Origin of the sequence: Actinacidiphila polyblastidii (assembly GCF_036353415.1) — a bacterium.
In the GTDB taxonomy this organism is placed as follows: domain Bacteria; phylum Actinomycetota; class Actinomycetes; order Streptomycetales; family Streptomycetaceae; genus Actinacidiphila; species Actinacidiphila polyblastidii.
Genome location: NZ_JAZEWV010000011.1, coordinates 155,846 through 173,637, shown reverse-complemented (window position 1 = coordinate 173,637; position 17,792 = coordinate 155,846). Strand labels below are relative to the sequence as shown.

Here is a 17,792-nt window from a genome sequence, read left to right as displayed (position 1 = left end):
GCGCGGCGCACACCCGGGCAGCGGCCCGCGGCGGGAAGAGGGTGGCGGCCGTGACCGTACGGATCATCGCCGGCACCGGCGACCCGGACACCGCACGCGCGCTGGTCGGACTGCTCGCGCAGCTCCCCGGCGTCGAGCCCGGCGGCACCCTCGCCGACTCCGCCGCGCTGCTGGACGCCCTCGCGCGGGCCGCCGAGACCGGCCTCGACGAGCTGCCCGAAGTCGTCGTCGTGCACGACGGCATCGGCCCGCTGCCCGCGCTCGACCTGGTCAGGGACATCTCGCTGCGCTTCCCCGCCACCGGAGTCGTGCTGCTCAGTGCTGACGGCAGCCCCGCGATGCTCGCCGCCGCGATGAACTCCGGCGCCCGCGGCGTCATCGGACTGCCGCTGGCCTACGAGGAGTTGGGCGCCCGCGTGGAGGCCGCGGCCGCCTGGGCGGTCGGGGTGCGCCGGCACCTCGGCCCGGGACGGCCCGGCACGGCGGCGCTGCCCGCCGTCGCCGGCGGCACCCTGGTCGCCGTCGCCGGCGCCAAGGGCGGCGTCGGCACCACCGTCACCGCCATCCAACTCGCCCTCGCCGCCCACGCGTCCGGCCACTCCACCGCACTGGTCGACCTCGACCTCCAGGGCGGCGACATCGCCTCCTACCTCGACGTGCAGTTCCGCCGCTCGATCGCCGACCTCGCGGACATCGCCGACGTCTCCTCGCGGGTCCTGCACGACGCGATGTACGTCCATGAGGCCGGCCCCGCCCTGCTGCTCGCCCCCGCCGAGGGCGAACGCGGCGAGGACGTCACCGACCGCGCCGCCCGGCTCGTGCTCGCCGCCCTCCGGCAGCGCTACGAGGTCGTCGTGGTCGACTGCGGCACCCAGGTCACCAGCGCGAACGCGGTCGCCGTGGAGACCGCGGACACCGCCGTGCTGGTCACCACCCCGGACGTGATCGCGGTCCGCGCGGCCAAGCGGATGGTCCGCATGTGGGACCGGCTGCAGATCCGCAAGCCGCAGGACACCACCGCGGTGGTCAACCGGCACAGCCGCGGCAGCGAGATCCAGCCCTCGCTCATCGGCCGGATCACCGGCACCAGGATCGCCGCGTCCGTCGTCCCCTCCGCCTACCGCGAGCTCCAGGCGGTCGTCGACGCCGGCCGCCTCCACGACCTCGACGCCCGCTCGACCGTGCGCGCCGGCCTCTGGTCGCTCGCCGCGGAGCTCGGCATCGTCCAGGGCGCCGCGCTGCCCGCGCCGCGCGGCAGGAAACCGCGCCGCGCCGACCGCGACCGCGGCCAGGTCACCCTGGAGGCACTCGGCATGACGCCGATCATCCTCATCACGCTGATCCTGGTCTGGCAGGCGGTGCTCGCCGGCTACACCTTCACCCTCGCCGGCAACGCCGCCGACCAGGCGGCCCGCGCCGCCGCCGTCTCCGCCGACGCCCAGGGCGCCGCCGACGCCGCGGCCAGAAGCGATCTGCCCGGCGCGTGGGCCGGCGACGCCAAGGTCCAGGCCGGCCGCACCGACGGCCAGGTCGACGCCACCGTCACCCTCAAGGTCCCCGTCCTCTTCCCGGGCGCCATCGACTTCCCCTTCCACATCCACGGCCACGCCCGCACCGTCGACGAAAACCCCACCCCATGACGCCGCCACCGGTAGCAGAGCCGCGGCCGACCGCGCAGGGGCAGCCCCCTGAGGGGGCGCGGGGAACCGCGCGGCCAGCCACGACGGGGGCGCGGCCGACAGCGAACCGGAAGGGGCGGCGCCCCACCCGCAACCGCGAGGACCTCGGCCTGGCGTCCCTCGAATACCTCGGCATGCTGCCGTTCCTCCTGCTGATCGCCCTCGCCGGAATCCAACTCGGCATCGTCGCCTACTGCGCCGAGCAGGCCGGCACGGCCGCGCGCACCGCCGCCCGTACCGCGGCGGAGCCGGACCCGCACCCGGACGCCGGGGCGGCCGGCCATGACGCGGTCAGCGGCTGGGTGAACCCGGCGATCGGGTTCCCGCCCGCCGACGACGCGAGGGCCGTCAAGGCGACGGCCACCGTCCGGGTCCCCTCCGTGCTCCCGGGAATCACGATCTTCGGCCCGGTCACCCGCTCCGCCACCATGCCGAAGGAGGACGCGTCGCCGTGAGTCTCCGCGCCCGCATCGCCACCGAGGAGACGGCCCCGCAGACCCAGGAGGGTCACCTGGTCGCCGTCTACCGGGCCAAGCTGCTCCAGGAGATCGACCTCGCGGAGATGTCCGCGCTGGCCGCGGCCGAGCGCCGGGCCCGCCTCGAACGCGTCCTCGGCCACATCATCAGCCGCGAGGGCCCGGTGCTGTCCACCACGGAGCGCGCCGCGCTGATCCGCCGGGTGGTCGACGAGGCGCTCGGCCTCGGCATCCTCGAACCGCTGCTCGAGGACCCCTCGATCACCGAGATCATGGTCAACGGCCCGGACCGGATCTACGTCGAGCGCGGCGGCCGGGTCGAGGCGGTGGCGGCCCGCTTCTCCTCGGCGGAGCAGCTCCTGCAGACCATCGAGCGGATCGTCTCGACCGTCAACCGCCGCGTGGACGAGTCCAATCCGATGGTCGACGCCCGGCTGCCCTCGGGCGAGCGGGTCAACGTCATCATCCCGCCGCTGTCCCTGACCGGACCGACGCTCACCATCCGCCGCTTCCCGCGCGCGTACACGCTCCAGGAGCTGATCGGCCTGGGCGCGCTGGACGAGCACATGCTGATGCTGCTCGCCTCGTTCGTCCGCGCCCGCTGCAACATCATCGTCAGCGGCGGCACCGGCTCCGGCAAGACCACCCTGCTCAACGCGCTCTCCGGGCTGATCCCCGACGGCCAGCGGATCATCACCGTCGAGGACGCGGCGGAGCTCCAGCTCCAGCAGGAGCATGTGATCCGGCTGGAGTCCCGCCCGCCGAACGTCGAGGGCGAGGGCCGGATCACCATCCGCGACCTGGTCCGCAACAGCCTGCGGATGCGCCCCGACCGGATCATCGTCGGCGAGGTCCGCGGCGGCGAGACGCTCGACATGCTCCAGGCGATGTCCACCGGCCACGACGGCTCGCTGGCCACCGTGCACGCCAACTCCGCGGAGGACGCGGTGCTCCGGCTGCAGACGCTCGCGTCGATGAGCGAGGTCAAGATCCCCTTCGAGGCGCTGCGCGACCAGATCAACTCGGCCGTCGACGTGATCGTCCAGCTGCACCGGCACGTCGACGGCACCCGCAGGATCGACGAGATCGCCACGCTGTCCTCGCGCGGCCGGGACGTCTTCCGGCTCACCTCCGCCACCCGTTTCCGCGCCGAACCGCTCGGCGTGGACCGGATCGTGCGCGGCTGGTACGAGCACCACCCGCTGCCGCGCGAGCTCGGCGAACGCCTCTACCTGGCCGGTGAGCACGTCCCGGCGGCCTTCGGCGTCGGCGCCTCCGAACTCGAACTCGACAGCCGGGAGGCGAGATGAGCGCCGCCGCCGCCCAAGCCCCGCTGGCGGCCACCGACTTCGCCGCGGGCCCGTACCCGCTGCTGGTGCTGGTGGTGAGCACCGGCGCGCTGGTGCTCGGCGTGTGGGGCCTGCACGCCTGGCGGGGCGGTCGCGCCGACCGGGCCGCGCTTGTCGAACGCCTCGCCGGCGGCGCCGGCTCCGGCGACCCGCGCGGCCAGGTGCCGTTCGCCGCCCTCGACCGCAGGGTGCGCCGCTACCGGTGGGGGCGCCGGCTCGCCGGCCGGCTGGCCGCGACCGGCACCAGCCTGACGCCTGGGCAGTTCACCGCGGCGGTGGCCGGCCTGGTCGCCGCCGCCTGGCTGGCCGCGGCGCTGGTCCTCGCGCCGTTCTTCGGGCCGATCGCCGGGCTGATCGCCGCCTGGGCCGGCTACTCCTTCCTGGAGTGGCGGCGCCGGGTGCGCACCGAGCGGTTCATCGCGCAACTACCCGACCTCGCGCGGGTGCTGGCCAACGCCACGCAGGCCGGCCTGGCCTTGCGCACCGCGGTGTCGATGGCCGCCGACGAGCTGGAGGCCCCGGCGGGCGAGGAGTTGAAGCAGGTCGCGGACGCGATGGCGCTCGGCAGCTCGGTCGAGGACGCCCTCGCCGAACTCCAGCAGCGGCTGCCCAGCCGGGAGTTGATCGTGCTGGTGTCCACCCTGGTGCTGTCCAGCCGGGCCGGCGGCTCGGTGGTGGAGTCGCTGCGCAACCTCACCGTCACCCTGGAGGAGCGCAAGGAGACCCGCCGCGAGGTCCGCACCCAGATGTCGCAGGTCACCGTCACCGCCTACGCGGTCCCGGTGATCGGACTCGGCTCGCTGCTGCTGATCGACCGCATCATGCCCGGCTCGCTGAGCGCCATGACCGGCTCGAACGTCGGCCGGATCTGCGTGCTGATCTCCCTCGGGCTCTACGTGGTCGGCTTCGCGCTGATCCGCCGGATGTCCCGGATCGACGTGTGAGGAGACGACCGCGATGACCCTGGCAGGAATCGGACTCGCCGTGGCGTTGGCGGCCGCCCTCTTCGGCGTCGTCCACGCGATCGGCCTGCTGCGCGCCGACGTCGAACTCCCCGACGACCTGCGGCTGGCCCTGGAGGTCGGCAGCACCCGCACCACCCGTACCGGCAACGCCGTCGACCGCCTCGGCATCCGCTGGGCGCCCGCCGTGATGCGGCTGATGGGCCCGGCCAGGGTGGCCAGGATGCGCGCCAGGATCGAGCACGCGGGGCACCCGTACGGCCTCACCGTCGAGCGGTACGCGGCCCGCCGCGCGGTCTACGGCGCCCTCGGCGGCTTCGCCGCGCTGCTGCTGATCACCCGCGGCAGCTGGCTGTTCGCGCTGCTGCTGCTCGGCTACGCCTGGTGGTGGGCCGACGTCGGCATCTGGCTGGCGCTGCGGCGCCGCCGTGACGACATCGAGCGCACCCTGCCCGACTTCCTCGACGTGCTCGCGGTCGTGGTCAGCGCCGGGCTCGGCTTCCGTCAGGCGCTGGAGCGCGTCAACGCCGTCTACCAGGGCCCCTGGTCCGACGAGGTCCGCATCGCGCTGCGCCAACTGGACGTCGGTGTCAGCCGCAGGGACGCCTTCGACCAGCTGCGCCGCCGCAACCGCAGCGACCAGGTGGCGCAGTTCGTCACCGCGCTCCAGCAGGGCGAGGAGCTGGGCGCGCCGATCGCCCGCACGCTGCTGCAGATCGCCGCCGACATGCGCCGCACCGAGGCGCAGAACGCCCGCCGCCGCGCGGCCCGCATGGTGCCGCGCGCCACCGTCGTGGTGACCATGCTGCTGGTCCCGGCGACCATGATCCTGCTGATCGCGGGGACCGTCATCGGCAGCCAGATCCACTTCGGCGATCTCTTCGGGGGCAACGGATGAGCGCACACACACGGCGTGTCCCCGGGATGAACTCCGCCCCGGCGGGGGAGACGGAACCGTGACGGGGGTGCCACCGAACGTGATCAACCGTCATGCTGGCGTGACGGGCATCGACGCGGCCGGTGGTGGTTCGACTGGGCGAGGGTACGGCCAGTGAGGAGCCAGGTGACAAGGGATGGGGCGAAAAGGCATGAAAAGGTGGGCACTTCAGCGCTACACCGTCACCGGAGCCTGGCTCCGCGACCGTACGGGGCGCCTCGCGGCCCGGACGGTCGCGGGGACGGCGGACCGGGGTCAGACGTCGTTGGAATACCTGGGCATCGCGGTGGTCATCGTGGTGATCATCGGAGTGCTGGCGGGGACCACCAGCATCGGCGACACGATCCTCCAGGCGATCCTGGACAAGATCAAGGCGATCACCGACGCCGGCTGAGCCGCGCCGCGCACGGCGACCGCGGGCAGACCATCGGGGTCTACATCGTCGCCATGGCGGCGCTGTTCTTCCTGGCCTTCGCGTACTTCGCGGTGGGCCAGGCCGCGGTGACGCGCAACAGCGCGCAGACCGCGGCGGACGCGGCGGCGCTCGCTGCCGCACGCCAGGAGCGCGACGACGTCCACGACGCCTTCCTCGCGGCGCTGCTGGCCGGCGACGGCACGGCGATCGGCGACCTGCTGGCGAAGGTCACCGGGGCCGGCGACCCCTGCGGCGCGGCGAGCGCGTACGCGGAGCAGAACCACGCCTCGCTGGGGCCCTGCGTCCCGGTGGCCGATCCGCCCGGGTTCACCGTCCAGGTGGTCACCCGGGGGACGGTCGGCAGAAGCGTGGTCAAGGGCTCCGAGGACGTGCACGGGAAGGCGACGGCGACCGCGGTGGTGGAACCGCGCTGCCATGTCGGCGACACCAGCGGGCACACGGTGAACTTCAGCTGCCGGAACGGGCCGTTGGCGGTGGACCCCACCGCACCGGGATTCGTCCTGGACCTGTCGGCCTTCTTCTCCGTGCACCTGAGCAAGTGAGGGCGGACGAGCGGTGAGGGATCGGGGAGTGATGGGACACACCAGAAGGGCGGCGGCAGCGGCGGCGCTGGCCGCGGCCGTGGTCATGGTCGCCGCGGGCTGCGGGAGCGGCGGCGGCAAGAAGGACGACGCCAAGCCGTCCGCGACGGCGAGCGCCACCAAGGCCGGCAAGGCCGGCGGAGCCGACCCCGCGTCGCCGTCCGCCACGCCCACGCAGGTGCTCGCCCAGATCAAGGGCGAGCAGGACGTCCTGGTGACGGTCAGCTCCGCGGTCCGCGACCAGGACGGCTTCGTCACGGTGCAGGGCGCCATCACCAACAACGGCACCTCGTCCTTCAACGCGGTGGCCTGGCGCGGGCAGGAGACCGCCCTGGTGCGGTCCGGGCCCTCCGTCGCCGGAGCGGTGCTCGTCGACGAGGCGGGCAAGAAGCGCTACTACGTCCTGCGCGACACCGACGGGCGCTGCCTGTGCACCATGGGCCTGATCGGCCTCGAACCCAAGGAGACCCGCCCCTTCTTCGCCCAGTTCCCCTCCCCGCCCACCGCCACGACCGAGGTGGAGTTCGAGCTGCCCACCATGCCGCCGGCGAAGATCACCCTCTCCGACGGGGAGGGGTGAGCCCCGATGAGGCAGCGGGCAGGACGGCAGGCGAGGCAGCACGCGAGGACGGCCGCGGCCATCGGGGCGGTGGTGCTGGTGCTGGCGGCCGGCGCCGGGACGGCGGTCGCGGACGACAATCCGCCGCCGAGCGCGGGCGAGCCCGCGCCCTCCGCGCCGGTGCCGATCAACACCGCCTCACCGAACCTGCGGCTCCCGGAGGGCGCCACCCTGGCCCCGCCGAAGGTGCTCGACGTCGTGTCGGTGACCGACCAGAGCACGGTCGCGGCCAGCCAGCCGGAGCAGCGCCAGGAGACGTCCAACTCGACGGTCACCTACGCGTTGCAGTCCGAGGTGCTCTTCCCCAGGGACAGCGCGACGCTCTCCGCCTCCGCGACCTCCCGGATCCAGGCGATCGCGAACGACATCAACGCGCGGCACGTCTCCTCACCCATTCGTGTCTTCGGGTTCACCGACGATCTGGGCAGCAGCGAGCACGGCGACGTCCTGTCGAAGGCGCGCGCGAACGCGGTGTACAAAGTCCTGGCAATGGAGCTGACCGCACTGGGTGATGCCTCGCACACGTTCCAGGTACGGGGCTACGGCGAGGACTATCCGATTGCGGACAATACCGACGAGACCGGACGGCGCCAGAACCGGCGGGTCGAGATCACTTTCACGCCACCTGGTGCGTAAGGCCGTGAGCGCGCGCCGGACGCGGTACGGTGTAACTCCCCCCCTCGGGCCGGTTCGCTCTCCCCCCTGCGAACCGGCCCGTTTCTTTTGCCCTCCCGGGGGTGGCGGGGCCGTAGATTGCCCGCATGCGGGAGAAGTGCAGCAGAAGCGGACGAAACGCCGCGGCCGCCGGTGCGGCCGCTCTCGTGCTGAGCGGCGTCGCCGGGTGCGCGGTGGGGCAGGGCGCACCCGACGGGTGGCGGTACCAGCGGCACGGACCGATCGCGGTCGCGCTGCCCAAGACCTGGCGGGCGACCCCCGGCGGCGCGGTGCTGCCGGGCCCCCGCGGCCGCACCGACGCCGCGCTCACCGTCGCCGCGGCAGCGCGACCCGCGGCGGACTCGGCCCCCGCGGCGGACTCCGGGCCGGACGCGGTGCCCGCCGACGCGCGGCGCCAGACGCTGACCATCGACGGCCGTACCGCCCGGGTGTCCAGCTACGCCGGGCCCGCGCCCGACGGCCGCCCGGCCGGCCATGTGGAGGTCCGGCTGCGGGACGGGGCGGGCCGCCCGCTCACCGTCCGGGCCTGGGCGGTGGACGGCGCCGGGCACGACCGGACGCTGCTCGCCGAGATCGTCAACGGCATCGAGTTACCGGCGCGCGCCGCATCCTGAGGGCTCGCCCGCGCCGACCGCGCAGCCCGCGTCAGGTCCGCGTCACGGTCCGGGGCGGCCGGCCGGCGGCAGGCCGCCGCCGTCTTCGCCGCTCTCCTCGCGGCCGCCTTCGCCGACGACCTCCAGGCGGGCCCCCCTGACGACGCCCCACGACGCCATCGCGCCGGCCTGCGCCTCCAGCACGTGCCGCGCGCGCAGCCGGGGCCGGCCGACCCGGCCCGGCGGCATCGTGCGGACCGCGAGCACCCGCAGCCGCCGGTCCAGGTAGGCGACGTCGATCGCGAACCGCATCCGCACGGTGTGCACGCTCGACGCGGGCGTCAGCAGCAGCGCGCCCGCGACGCCGTCCACGCCGAGCAGGCCGCGGGTACGGGCGCGGTAGGAGGCCGCGATCCGCAGCGGCACCTCGGCGGCGGGCGCGTGAAGCGTCGCCTCCCCGTCCTGCCAGTGTCGCCGCAAAGCCCCTCCTGTACGGTCGCCCGGTGCATGTCTATCTGATCGCGGCCGCCGCCGTGTGGGGAGGGGTGAGCGGGCTCCTTCTGCCGCGCGCCGCCTACCGGTTGGCGGTCGAGCCCGAGCAGCCGTGGGCCGGCGCCTGCCCCGCCGGCCACCCGGTCGGCGGCTGGCTCGGACCGGCCCGCTGCCGGGCGTGCGCGCGGCCGGCCGGCGGCGCGGCGGCGACCGTCGACGCCACCGCGGCCGAGGACGTCGCCGCCCCGGTCCGCGCGGACGGACGCTACGGTCCTGGACCGGTCCTCGCGCTCGCCTGCGCGCTGGCCTGCGCGGCGCTCGCCCACGCCGTCGGCGCGCGGCCCGAACTCGGCGTGTGGCTGCTGCTGGCCCCGGCCGGCCTGCTGCTCGCCCGGGTCGACCTGCTCGTCTTCCGGCTGCCCGACGTGCTCACGCTGCCCGCGGCGGCCGGGGCGGCGCTGCTGCTCGGGCTGGCCGCACTGCTGCCCCGGCACGACGGCTCCTGGACCCGCGCGCTGATCGCCGCCGCCGCACTCGGCGTGCTCTACCTCGTGCTGTTCCTCGTCAACCCCGTCGGCATGGGCTTCGGGGACGTCAAGCTCGCCCCCACCCTCGGGCTGGCGCTCGGCTGGTACGGCTGGCAGGCCGTCTTCCTCGGCACCTTCGCGGGCTTCCTGCTGGGCGCGCTCACCGGGCTGGTGCTGCTGCTCACCCGGCGGGCGAACCGCAAGAGCCCCATCCCCTTCGGGCCGTTCATGCTGCTCGGCGCGTTCGGCGCGGTGCTGCTCGCCGCGTGAGGGCGCCGCACGGGGGCGTACGGGCCGGACGGCGCCGTACGGGGGCGTGCGCTCGCGCCGCGGCCGCGGGAGGGTGTTCCCATGACCTCCCCGACCTCCCCGACCTCCCCGGCCTCCCCGGGCACGCTGCAGGAACTGCTGGACCGCGACGCCGCCGGCGTGCCCGGCGCGGTGGCGCTCGTGGCACGCGGCGAGCGGGTGGAGCGCGCCGCCGCGGGCTTCGCCGACACCGAGGGCAGCGCGCCGATGGCCCGGGACACGATCGTCAGGATCGCCTCCGTCAGCAAGCCGCTCACCGCCGCGGCGGTGATGGTGCTGGTCGACGACGGCCGGATCAAGCTCGGCGACCCCGTCGAGCGGTGGCTGCCCGAGCTGGCCGACCGCGTGGTGGTCCGCACCCCCGGGAGCCCCGTCGAGGACGTGGTGCCCGCGGCGCGGCCGATCACCGTCGAGGACGTCCTGACCTCGCGGGCCGGGTACGGCTTCCCCGAGGACTTCACGCTGCCCGCGGTGGTGCCGCTGTTCAGCGTGCTGAAGCAGGCGCCGCCGCAGCCGGCGCTGGTGCCGCCGCTCGACACCTGGCTGGCCCAGCTCAGCCGGATTCCGCTGCTGCGCCAGCCGGGCGAGGCGTGGCTGTACAACACCTGCTCCGACCTGCAGGGCGCGCTCGTCGCGCGGGTCACCGGGCAGCCGTTCGGCGATCTCCTCGCGGAGCGGCTGTGCGCGCCGCTGGGCATGGACGACACCGGCTTCCACGTGCCGGCGGCGAAGCTCGGCCGGTTCACCACGTACTACCGGCCGACGGCGGACGGCCCGCTCGAACGCGTCGACGGGCCGGACGGGCAGTGGAGCGTGCCGCCCGCCTTCCCGTCCGGCGCGGGCGGGATGGTCTCGACGGCGGAGGACCTGCTGGCCTTCGGCCGGATGCTGCTGGCCGGCGGCGCGGGCCCGGACGGCCGGCGGCTGCTCACCCCGGAGTCGGTGCGGCGGATGACCACGGATCACCTCACCGCGGAGCAGCGCTCCGGCGCGGGCTTCTTCCTCCAGGACCAGGGGTGGGGGTACGGCGGCGGGGTGGACCTCACCGCGGACCGGCCCGGCGCGGTGCCGGGGCGGTACGGGTGGGTCGGCGGGTCCGGCACGTCGGCGTACGTCACGCCGTCCACCGGCACGGTCGCGGTGCTCCTGACCCAGGTCGAGCTGGGCGGCCCCGCCGCCCCCGCCCGGCTCCTGGAGTCGTCCTGGCGCTACGCCGCCCGGCCCTGAGCGGGCGGCGTAGCGCGGCACCCCGGCGCGGGGCGCCGCCGCCCCGCGCCCCGGTGCACACGGGCCCGCGCCCGGCGGGAGGGCTACGCCTCGGAGCTGATGGACCAGAGGTTGACGCCGGGGGGCTCGACCGCGTGGCGGTCGATCTCGGCCAGCTCCTCGGGGGTGAGCGGCGCGGCCCCGACGGCGGCGACGTTCGCCTCGAGCTGGCGCACGGACGACGCCCCGATCAGCGCGGAGGTGACGCGGGGGTCCCGCAGCACCCAGGACAGGGCGAGCTGGGCGAGCGACTGGCCGCGGCCGGCCGCGACCTCGTTGAGCGCGCGCAGCCGCGCCACCGTCTCGTCGTTGACGAGCGCCGGGTCGAGGGACTTGCCCTGCGCGGCGCGCGAGCCCTCCGGCACGCCGTCGAGGTAGCGGTCGGTCAGCAGGCCCTGGGCCAGCGGCACGAAGCCGATGCAGCCCATGCCCTCCTCGGCGAGGACGTCGAGCAGCCCCTCGTCCTCGATCCACCGGTTGATCATCGAGTACGACGGCTGGTGGATGAGGGCGGGCACGCCCATCTCGCGCAGGATGCGCGCGGCCTCGCGGGTCCGGTCAGGACCGTAGGAGGAGATGCCCACGTAGAGCGCCTTGCCCTGCTGGACCGCGGTGGCCAGCGCGCCCATCGTCTCCTCGAGCGGGGTCTCGGGGTCGTAGCGGTGGGAGTAGAAGATGTCGACGTAGTCCAGGCCCATCCGGGACAGCGACTGGTCGAGCGAGGCCAGCAGGTACTTGCGGGAGCCCCACTCGCCGTACGGGCCGGGCCACATGTCGTAGCCGGCCTTGCTGGAGATGACCAGCTCGTCGCGGTAGGGGCGGAAGTCCTGGGCGAAGAGGGTGCCGAAGTTCGCCTCGGCGGCGCCGTAGGGCGGGCCGTAGTTGTTCGCCAGGTCGAAGTGGGTGACGCCGAGGTCGAAGGCGCGGCGCAGGATCGCCCGCTGCGAGTCGAGCGTGCGGTCGTCGCCGAAGTTGTGCCACAGGCCGAGCGAGACGGCGGGCAGCTTCAGCCCGCTGCGTCCGGTGCGGCGGTACTCCATCGAGTCGTAGCGCTCGTCGGAGGCGCGGTAGAGGTCTCTGATGTTCACGCTTCCTGCTTATCACGAGCGGTTGAACCGGTTACTACCCGCCCGTCCCTGCCGCGCCCCGGTTCGTCCGCAAGGGCGTTCGCGCAGTAGTGTGGCCGGCGGGCGACGAGCGCAGGAGGGGCTGGTACGCGATGAATCTGCGCGACCTGGTGTACGGGCTGTACTCCCGCAGGGTGGAACGCAGACTCGATGTGTCCCAGGGCCCCAAGCACGTCGGCGTGATCCTGGACGGCAACCGGCGCTGGGCCAAGGCGTCCGGCGGCAGCCCCGAGCAGGGCCACCGGGCCGGCGCCGACAAGATCTCCGAGATGCTCGGCTGGTGCGAGGAGACCGGGGTCGAGGTGGTCACCCTGTGGCTGCTGTCCACCGACAACCTGGACCGCCCGGCCGACCAGCTGGTGCCGCTGCTCGGCATCATCGAGGACGCGGTGACCGAGCTGGCCGCGACCGGCCGCTGGCGGGTGCACCACGTGGGCACGATGGACCTGCTGCCGGCCAGGACCCAGTCCGTGCTGAAGGAGGCCGAGCAGGCCACCGACGGCGTGACCGGCATCCTGGTCAACGTGGCGGTGGGCTACGGCGGGCGCCAGGAGATCGCCGACGCGGTCCGCTCGCTGCTGCACGAGCACGCCGGCCGCGGCACCTCGATCGAGGACCTGGCGGAGATCCTGGACGTCGAGCACATCGCCGAGCACCTCTACACCCGCGGCCAGCCCGACCCGGACCTGGTGATCCGGACCTCGGGCGAGCAGCGGCTGTCCGGGTTCATGCTCTGGCAGAGCGCCCACTCGGAGTACTACTTCTGCGAGGTCTTCTGGCCCGCGTTCCGCAAGGTCGACTTCCTGCGGGCGCTGCGGGACTACGCCGCCCGGCACCGCCGCTACGGTTCGTGACGCCGGCGGGCGGTGGGCGGGGAGCGCGGCGAAAGCCGCGGTGAGCGGTCGGTGACCGGTCGATGACGGTCGGACGACTGTCATATGCATTCGCATGGGTGCGGTCCTATCCGGGCATATCAAGGGCAGACCGGCATCCGGACCTTGGCTGCCGGACCGCAGACTCACCTCTCCCGAGGGGGTTCGTCCACACGTGGTGACCAGCAAGAATCGCCGTGATCACGACCGGCGCACGTACGTACTCGACACCAGCGTGCTGCTCGCCGACCCCAACGCCATCACCCGCTTCGACGAGCACGAGGTCGTGCTGCCCGTCGTCGTGGTGACGGAGTTGGAGGCCAAGCGCCACCATCCCGAACTCGGCTACTTCGCCCGCCAGGCGCTGAGGATGCTCGACGAGTTCAGGATCAGGTACGGCAGGCTCGATGCGCCGATCCCGATCGGGGAGATCGGCGGCACGCTGAGGGTCGAACTCAACCACTCGGACCCCGGGGTGCTGCCCGCGGGCTTCCGGCTCGGCGACAACGACTCGCGGATCCTCGCCGTCGCCCGCAACCTCCAGGCCGAGGGGTACGACGTCACCGTCGTCTCCAAGGACCTGCCGCTGCGGGTGAAGGCGTCCTCGGTCGGTCTGCTGGCCGAGGAGTACCGCGCGGAGCTGGCGATCACCTCGGGCTGGACGGGAATGGAGGAACTGCTGGTCTCCGCGGAGGACGTGGACACCCTCTTCGCGCAGGAGTCCGTGGACCTGCCCGAGGCCGCGGACCTGCCCGTGCACACCGGTCTGGTGCTGCAGTCCGAGCGGGGCAAGGCGCTGGGCCGGGTCACCGCGGACGGCAGGGTGCGGCTGGTCCGCGGCGACCGCGAGGCGTTCGGCATCCACGGCCGCAGCGCCGAGCAGCGGATCGCCCTTGACCTGCTGCTCGACCCCGAGGTCGGCATCGTGTCGATGGGCGGCCGGGCCGGCACCGGCAAGTCGGCGCTGGCGCTGTGCGCGGGCCTCGAAGCGGTGCTCGAACGCCGCCAGCACCGCAAGGTGATGGTCTTCCGGCCGCTGTACGCGGTGGGCGGCCAGGAGCTCGGCTACCTGCCGGGCACCGAGGCGGAGAAGATGAGCCCGTGGGCCCAGGCGGTCTTCGACACGCTGTCCGCGGTGTCGAGCAAGGAGGTCATCGAGGAGGTCGTGGCGCGCGGCATGCTGGAGGTGCTGCCGCTCACCCACATCAGGGGCCGCTCGCTGCACGACGCGTTCGTGATCGTGGACGAGGCCCAGTCCCTGGAGCGGAACGTGCTGCTGACGGTGCTGTCCCGGATCGGCGCCGGCTCGCGGGTGGTGCTCACCCACGACGTGGCGCAGCGGGACAACCTCCGCGTGGGGCGGTACGACGGCGTGGTCGCGGTGGTCGAGAAGCTGAAGGGCCATCCGCTGTTCGCCCATGTGACGCTCAACCGTTCGGAGCGGTCGCCGATCGCCGCTCTGGTGACGGAGATGCTGGAAGACGGCGTCGGGTGATCTGACCGTTTATCGCACGAGTTGAGGCTGCTGCGCCCCGCGAAGGGGCGCAGCAGCCTAGCGTTTCCGGGCCGGTACGGCCGGGAATTGCGCCCGTCCGCAGCGTGTGAGCTTTGCCACTCAACCGGAAATTGCCGCGACGCGTCCCCGTACGGCAGGGTGTGAGGCTGTCAGGCCCCGCTCATGGCACTCCAGCGCCCTCGGGCAACGGAACCCAGCTCCACACAAATACACATCGACCGCCATGAGCCGCCCGCGCAACACGCGGATTCCGCAACGGACTTCGCACCGGGCCAGTACCCTCGTGACCGACCGGCCCGTACGGCGGACCGGACCAGGGGGACCGCGCCAGGGGCACGATTTCGTCCGTGCGGTCACCGAGCGGGCGATTCCGGAAGGAAACCGTGTGAGCCGGATCTCGGTCCGGGGGCTCGCGGTGGCATCGGCCACCGCGGTCACCACTGTGGGCGCCGTCGTCGGCGTCGCGTCAGGCGCCGACCAGGGCAGCAGCGAGCCCGTGGAAGCCGCCGGCACGACCACCCTCCTCGCGGACATCCCCGAGGGGCAGCAGGTTCAGCAGGCCTCGCTGACCGAGCAGGTCCTGGCTCAGTCCGACGCCGCGGACGCGACAGCGCGCCAGACCGCAGAGCAGGCCGCCCGTGTGCAGGCCGCCAAGGACGCCTCGGCCAAGAAGAAGGCCGCGGACGAGAAGGCGGCCAAGGCACGGGAGGAAGCAGCCAGCCGCGGGAACGCGCGGGCCAGCTTCGCGATCCAGGCCTCGTACAGCACCGCGCAGGTCAAGGCGATGGCCCAGCAGATCGTGGGCAGCGGGCAGTTCGCCTGCTTCTCCAACATCGTGACCCGCGAGAGCGGCTGGGACTACACCGCGACGAACCCGTCGTCGGGCGCGTACGGCCTGGTGCAGGCGAACCCCGGCACGAAGATGGCCTCGGTGGCCTCCGACTGGCGGACCAACCCGGCCACGCAGATAAAGTGGGGCCTGAACTACATGAACGTCCGGTACGGCAGCCCGTGCGGCGCGTGGGACTACTGGCAGGTCCACCACTCGTACTGACCTTCGTGCCGTCCGGTCGTGAGCCCGGACGTCCTCCCCGGCGGAGCAACCCGGAACCCGGGTAACGTCGTCCTCCACAGCAGTGCCACAGCGGCGCTGTCATGGACGGCCTGAGGGGTCAGGGGAGAGCACCATGCCGGACAAGCGCCACTGGAGTGCCGCGCTGGCCCACGGGCTGGCGGACCTGGCCCGGCGCATCGAGCAACGGCAGGCCGCCGTCAGCGCACGCGACGCGGCCGTCACGGGGGCCGCGGACGCGGCCCCCGTCGCCGTGTCCGCGCCCGCCGGCTCCCCGGCCCGCGCGGAGGGCCGCACGCCGCCCGCCCCGGAGCCGCCGCCGGCCGCCGCCCCCGCGCCCGCCGCCCGCGCCCGCAGGGCGGCGCCCCGGCGGCCCGCGCGGGTCGACCCGGGCGCCGTGGTGCCGTGGAGCATGCGGGTCGCCGCCGAGGTGGGCTGGCGGCTGCTGGTGCTGGCCGGCACCGTCTGGGTGCTGATGCGGGTGATCGGCGCGGTGCGCCTGGTGGTGCTGGCCTTCGTCGCCGGCCTGCTCATCACCGCGCTGCTGCAGCCGTTCGTGGCGCGGCTGAAGCGGGCCGGAGTGCCGCGGTCGCTGGCCACCGCGCTGGTGTGCATAGGCGGCTTCGTCGTGATGGGGCTGGTCGGCTGGTTCGTGGTGTGGCAGGTGATGGACAACATCGACAACCTGTCGAGCAGCCTCCAGGACGGTATCTCCGAGGGCAAGAAGTGGCTGCTGAACAGCCCCTTCCACGTCACCGACGACCAGATCAACCAGGTCGCCAACAACCTCAGCAACGCGCTGAGCCACAACACCAAGCAGCTCACCGACGCCGGCCTGCAGGGCGTGACGTTCCTCGTCGAGCTGCTCACCGGGATGCTGCTGGCGATGTTCAGCACCATCTTCCTGCTCTACGACGGCCCCAACATCTGGAACTGGGTGCTGCGGCTCTTCCCGGAGGCGGCGAGGGACGGGCTGGCCGGGGCCGGCCCGCGGGCCTGGGAGACCCTCACCGGCTACGTGCGGGGCACGGTCATCGTCGCGATGATCGACGCGATCTTCATCGGCGTCGGCATCTTCTTCCTCGGGGTGCCGATGGCGGTGCCGCTGGCCGTCGTCATCTTCCTGTCGTCCTTCGTGCCGCTGGTCGGCGCGGTGGCCTCGGGCGCGGTCGCGGTGGTCGTCTCGCTGGTCACCCAGGGGCCGTTCACCGCCCTGATGGTGCTCGTCGTGGTGCTGGCCGTGCAGCAGATCGAGGGGCACATCCTGCAGCCGTTCATCCTCGGCCGGGCGGTGCGGGTCCACCCGCTCGCGGTGGTGCTGTCGGTGGCGGCCGGCTCCCTGGTCGCGGGCATCGGCGGCGCGGTGGTGGCCGTGCCGCTCGTCGCGGTCGGCAACACGGTGGTCGGCTACCTGCGCGCGCACAACCGCGCGCTGCTGGCCGAGGCGGAGGCCCTCGCGGACGCCGAGGAGGCCGCGCTCTTCGAGCAGCAGTTCCAGGACCGCGAGCAGGACGGCGAGCAGGACGGGGACGAGGACCCGTACGACGACGCCGGAGACGGCGGCGGCGGAGACGGCAGTGGCGGGGGCGGCGGCGCCGACCCGGACCGGGACCCCGGCGCGGGGACGGGACCGCCGTCCGGTCCCCGCGCCGCGTCCCCCGTCACGGGGTGATCAGTCGCAGGGCATGCCGTACGAGCTGTCGACGATCGTGGTGCCCGCGGGGTTGCGCATCACCACGTGGACGGTGCCGCAGCCGCCGTGCGCCTGGGTGACCGGCCCGGCGTACTCCTTGTAGTTGCCGTGGTCGGTGTCGCAGGCGGTCGCGGTGTAGTTGTCGCACAGGGTGATGCCCATGTACTTCGTCTCGGTGGAGTACGTGCCCTCCGCGTAGAACACCGCGCACGACGGGGACGAGTCCAGGTACGGCGAGCCCTTGGTGTAGATGTACGAGGTCGCCACCGCGACGCCCTTGCTGTCGTAGTAGCGCTGCGCGGCGTCGTTGTCGATGGTGTAGCCCGCACAGGGCGCCGAGGCCGCGTGGCTGACGGTGGGTATCGCGATGACGGTGCCGGCGGCGAGGACGAGCGGTGCGACGGTGCGGAGAACGCGCTTCAACTTCACTCCCGTTGTCGTGTGGGGCGGGGGTGGCCCCCGAGACCCTCGGGCAAGGATGCTACGGACGTGACGCCGCGCCGATCCACTGTTTTGCCCTCGATCGGGAGGCGCAATTGCGCCGTTGACCTGGGATGTTCGGTCATGTAAGCGGGCCGCGGCAGGTGCCGCGGCCCGCTCGGTGCACCGCC

At 73.6% G+C, this 17,792-nt stretch carries 19 protein-coding genes; 16 read left to right on the top strand and 3 right to left on the bottom strand.

Features of this window, described 5'->3' with window-relative positions:
* Positions 1–50 precede the first annotated feature (50 nt).
* The 10 genes from V2S66_RS16390 to V2S66_RS16345 all read left to right on the top strand — a co-directional run bounded on the left by V2S66_RS16390 (position 51) and on the right by V2S66_RS16345 (position 8,328).
* Entirely contained in the window at positions 51–1,640 is a 1,590-nt protein-coding gene (locus tag V2S66_RS16390; protein ID WP_330796068.1) for an AAA family ATPase, read from the top strand.
* A gap of 173 nt (positions 1,641–1,813) precedes the next feature.
* Positions 1,814–2,134, top strand: a complete 321-nt coding sequence (locus V2S66_RS16385; protein WP_413966409.1) for a TadE/TadG family type IV pilus assembly protein — start codon at positions 1,814–1,816, stop codon at positions 2,132–2,134.
* On the top strand, positions 2,131–3,465 hold the full coding sequence (locus V2S66_RS16380) for a CpaF family protein (RefSeq protein WP_330796066.1): 1,335 nt from the start codon (positions 2,131–2,133) through the stop codon (positions 3,463–3,465). The genes V2S66_RS16385 and V2S66_RS16380 overlap by 4 nt, the downstream gene beginning before the upstream one ends.
* Complete coding sequence (locus V2S66_RS16375) at positions 3,462–4,448, top strand: type II secretion system F family protein (RefSeq protein ID WP_330796064.1); 987 nt, start codon at positions 3,462–3,464, stop codon at positions 4,446–4,448. The genes V2S66_RS16380 and V2S66_RS16375 overlap by 4 nt, the downstream gene beginning before the upstream one ends.
* A 13-nt stretch (positions 4,449–4,461) precedes the next feature.
* Positions 4,462–5,364, top strand: coding sequence for a DUF5936 domain-containing protein (locus tag V2S66_RS16370; RefSeq protein ID WP_330796062.1), 903 nt, complete (start codon positions 4,462–4,464; stop codon positions 5,362–5,364).
* A gap of 190 nt (positions 5,365–5,554) precedes the next feature.
* Positions 5,555–5,797 (top strand): hypothetical protein, encoded by a 243-nt coding sequence (locus tag V2S66_RS16365; RefSeq protein ID WP_330796060.1) that lies wholly within the window; start codon positions 5,555–5,557, stop codon positions 5,795–5,797.
* Positions 5,794–6,381, top strand: a complete 588-nt coding sequence (locus tag V2S66_RS16360) for a pilus assembly protein TadG-related protein (protein WP_330796186.1) — start codon at positions 5,794–5,796, stop codon at positions 6,379–6,381. Before V2S66_RS16365 ends, V2S66_RS16360 begins: the two co-directional genes overlap by 4 nt.
* 31 nt (positions 6,382–6,412) lie before the next feature.
* Entirely contained in the window at positions 6,413–7,000 is a 588-nt protein-coding gene (locus tag V2S66_RS16355; protein WP_330796058.1) for a hypothetical protein, read from the top strand.
* A gap of 6 nt (positions 7,001–7,006) precedes the next feature.
* Positions 7,007–7,675: an OmpA family protein gene (locus V2S66_RS16350; RefSeq protein ID WP_330796056.1), complete on the top strand. Its 669-nt coding sequence runs from the start codon at positions 7,007–7,009 to the stop codon at positions 7,673–7,675.
* Positions 7,676–7,800: 125 nt separating this feature from the next.
* A complete protein-coding gene (locus V2S66_RS16345) occupies positions 7,801–8,328 on the top strand; it encodes a hypothetical protein (protein ID WP_330796054.1) in 528 nt (175 codons plus the stop codon).
* Between the two features lie 42 nt (positions 8,329–8,370).
* On the opposite strand, the gene V2S66_RS16340 is transcribed toward V2S66_RS16345, so the two are convergent.
* Complete coding sequence (locus V2S66_RS16340) at positions 8,371–8,787, bottom strand: DUF192 domain-containing protein (protein ID WP_330796052.1); 417 nt, start codon at positions 8,785–8,787, stop codon at positions 8,371–8,373.
* A gap of 23 nt (positions 8,788–8,810) precedes the next feature.
* Here V2S66_RS16340 and V2S66_RS16335 point away from each other — a divergent pair, with 23 nt between their 5' ends.
* Together V2S66_RS16335 and V2S66_RS16330 are read left to right on the top strand one after the other, a co-directional pair.
* Positions 8,811–9,596 carry an A24 family peptidase gene (locus V2S66_RS16335; RefSeq protein WP_330796050.1) on the top strand — a complete coding sequence of 262 codons (786 nt, stop codon included), beginning with the start codon at positions 8,811–8,813 and terminating at the stop codon, positions 9,594–9,596.
* A gap of 81 nt (positions 9,597–9,677) precedes the next feature.
* Positions 9,678–10,862: a serine hydrolase domain-containing protein gene (locus V2S66_RS16330; RefSeq protein ID WP_330796049.1), complete on the top strand. Its 1,185-nt coding sequence runs from the start codon at positions 9,678–9,680 to the stop codon at positions 10,860–10,862.
* Between the two features lie 83 nt (positions 10,863–10,945).
* Here V2S66_RS16330 and mgrA read toward each other — a convergent pair whose 3' ends face one another.
* Positions 10,946–11,989, bottom strand: coding sequence for an L-glyceraldehyde 3-phosphate reductase (gene mgrA, locus V2S66_RS16325; RefSeq protein WP_330796047.1), 1,044 nt, complete (start codon positions 11,987–11,989; stop codon positions 10,946–10,948).
* Between the two features lie 131 nt (positions 11,990–12,120).
* On the opposite strand from mgrA, the gene V2S66_RS16320 reads away from it, so the two are divergent.
* From V2S66_RS16320 to V2S66_RS16305, 4 genes are all read left to right on the top strand, one after another.
* Positions 12,121–12,882: an isoprenyl transferase gene (locus V2S66_RS16320; RefSeq protein ID WP_330796044.1), complete on the top strand. Its 762-nt coding sequence runs from the start codon at positions 12,121–12,123 to the stop codon at positions 12,880–12,882.
* Between the two features lie 193 nt (positions 12,883–13,075).
* Positions 13,076–14,395 (top strand): PhoH family protein, encoded by a 1,320-nt coding sequence (locus tag V2S66_RS16315; RefSeq protein ID WP_330796042.1) that lies wholly within the window; start codon positions 13,076–13,078, stop codon positions 14,393–14,395.
* A gap of 406 nt (positions 14,396–14,801) precedes the next feature.
* On the top strand, positions 14,802–15,470 hold the full coding sequence (locus V2S66_RS16310; protein WP_330796040.1) for an aggregation-promoting factor C-terminal-like domain-containing protein: 669 nt from the start codon (positions 14,802–14,804) through the stop codon (positions 15,468–15,470).
* A gap of 133 nt (positions 15,471–15,603) precedes the next feature.
* Positions 15,604–17,160, top strand: coding sequence for an AI-2E family transporter (locus V2S66_RS16305; RefSeq protein ID WP_330796038.1), 1,557 nt, complete (start codon positions 15,604–15,606; stop codon positions 17,158–17,160).
* On the opposite strand, the gene V2S66_RS16300 is transcribed toward V2S66_RS16305, so the two are convergent.
* The gene (locus tag V2S66_RS16300; protein WP_330796036.1) at positions 17,161–17,604 is read right to left on the bottom strand and encodes a hypothetical protein; all 444 of its coding nucleotides are present in this window, start codon (positions 17,602–17,604) and stop codon (positions 17,161–17,163) included.
* Positions 17,605–17,792 lie beyond the last annotated feature (188 nt).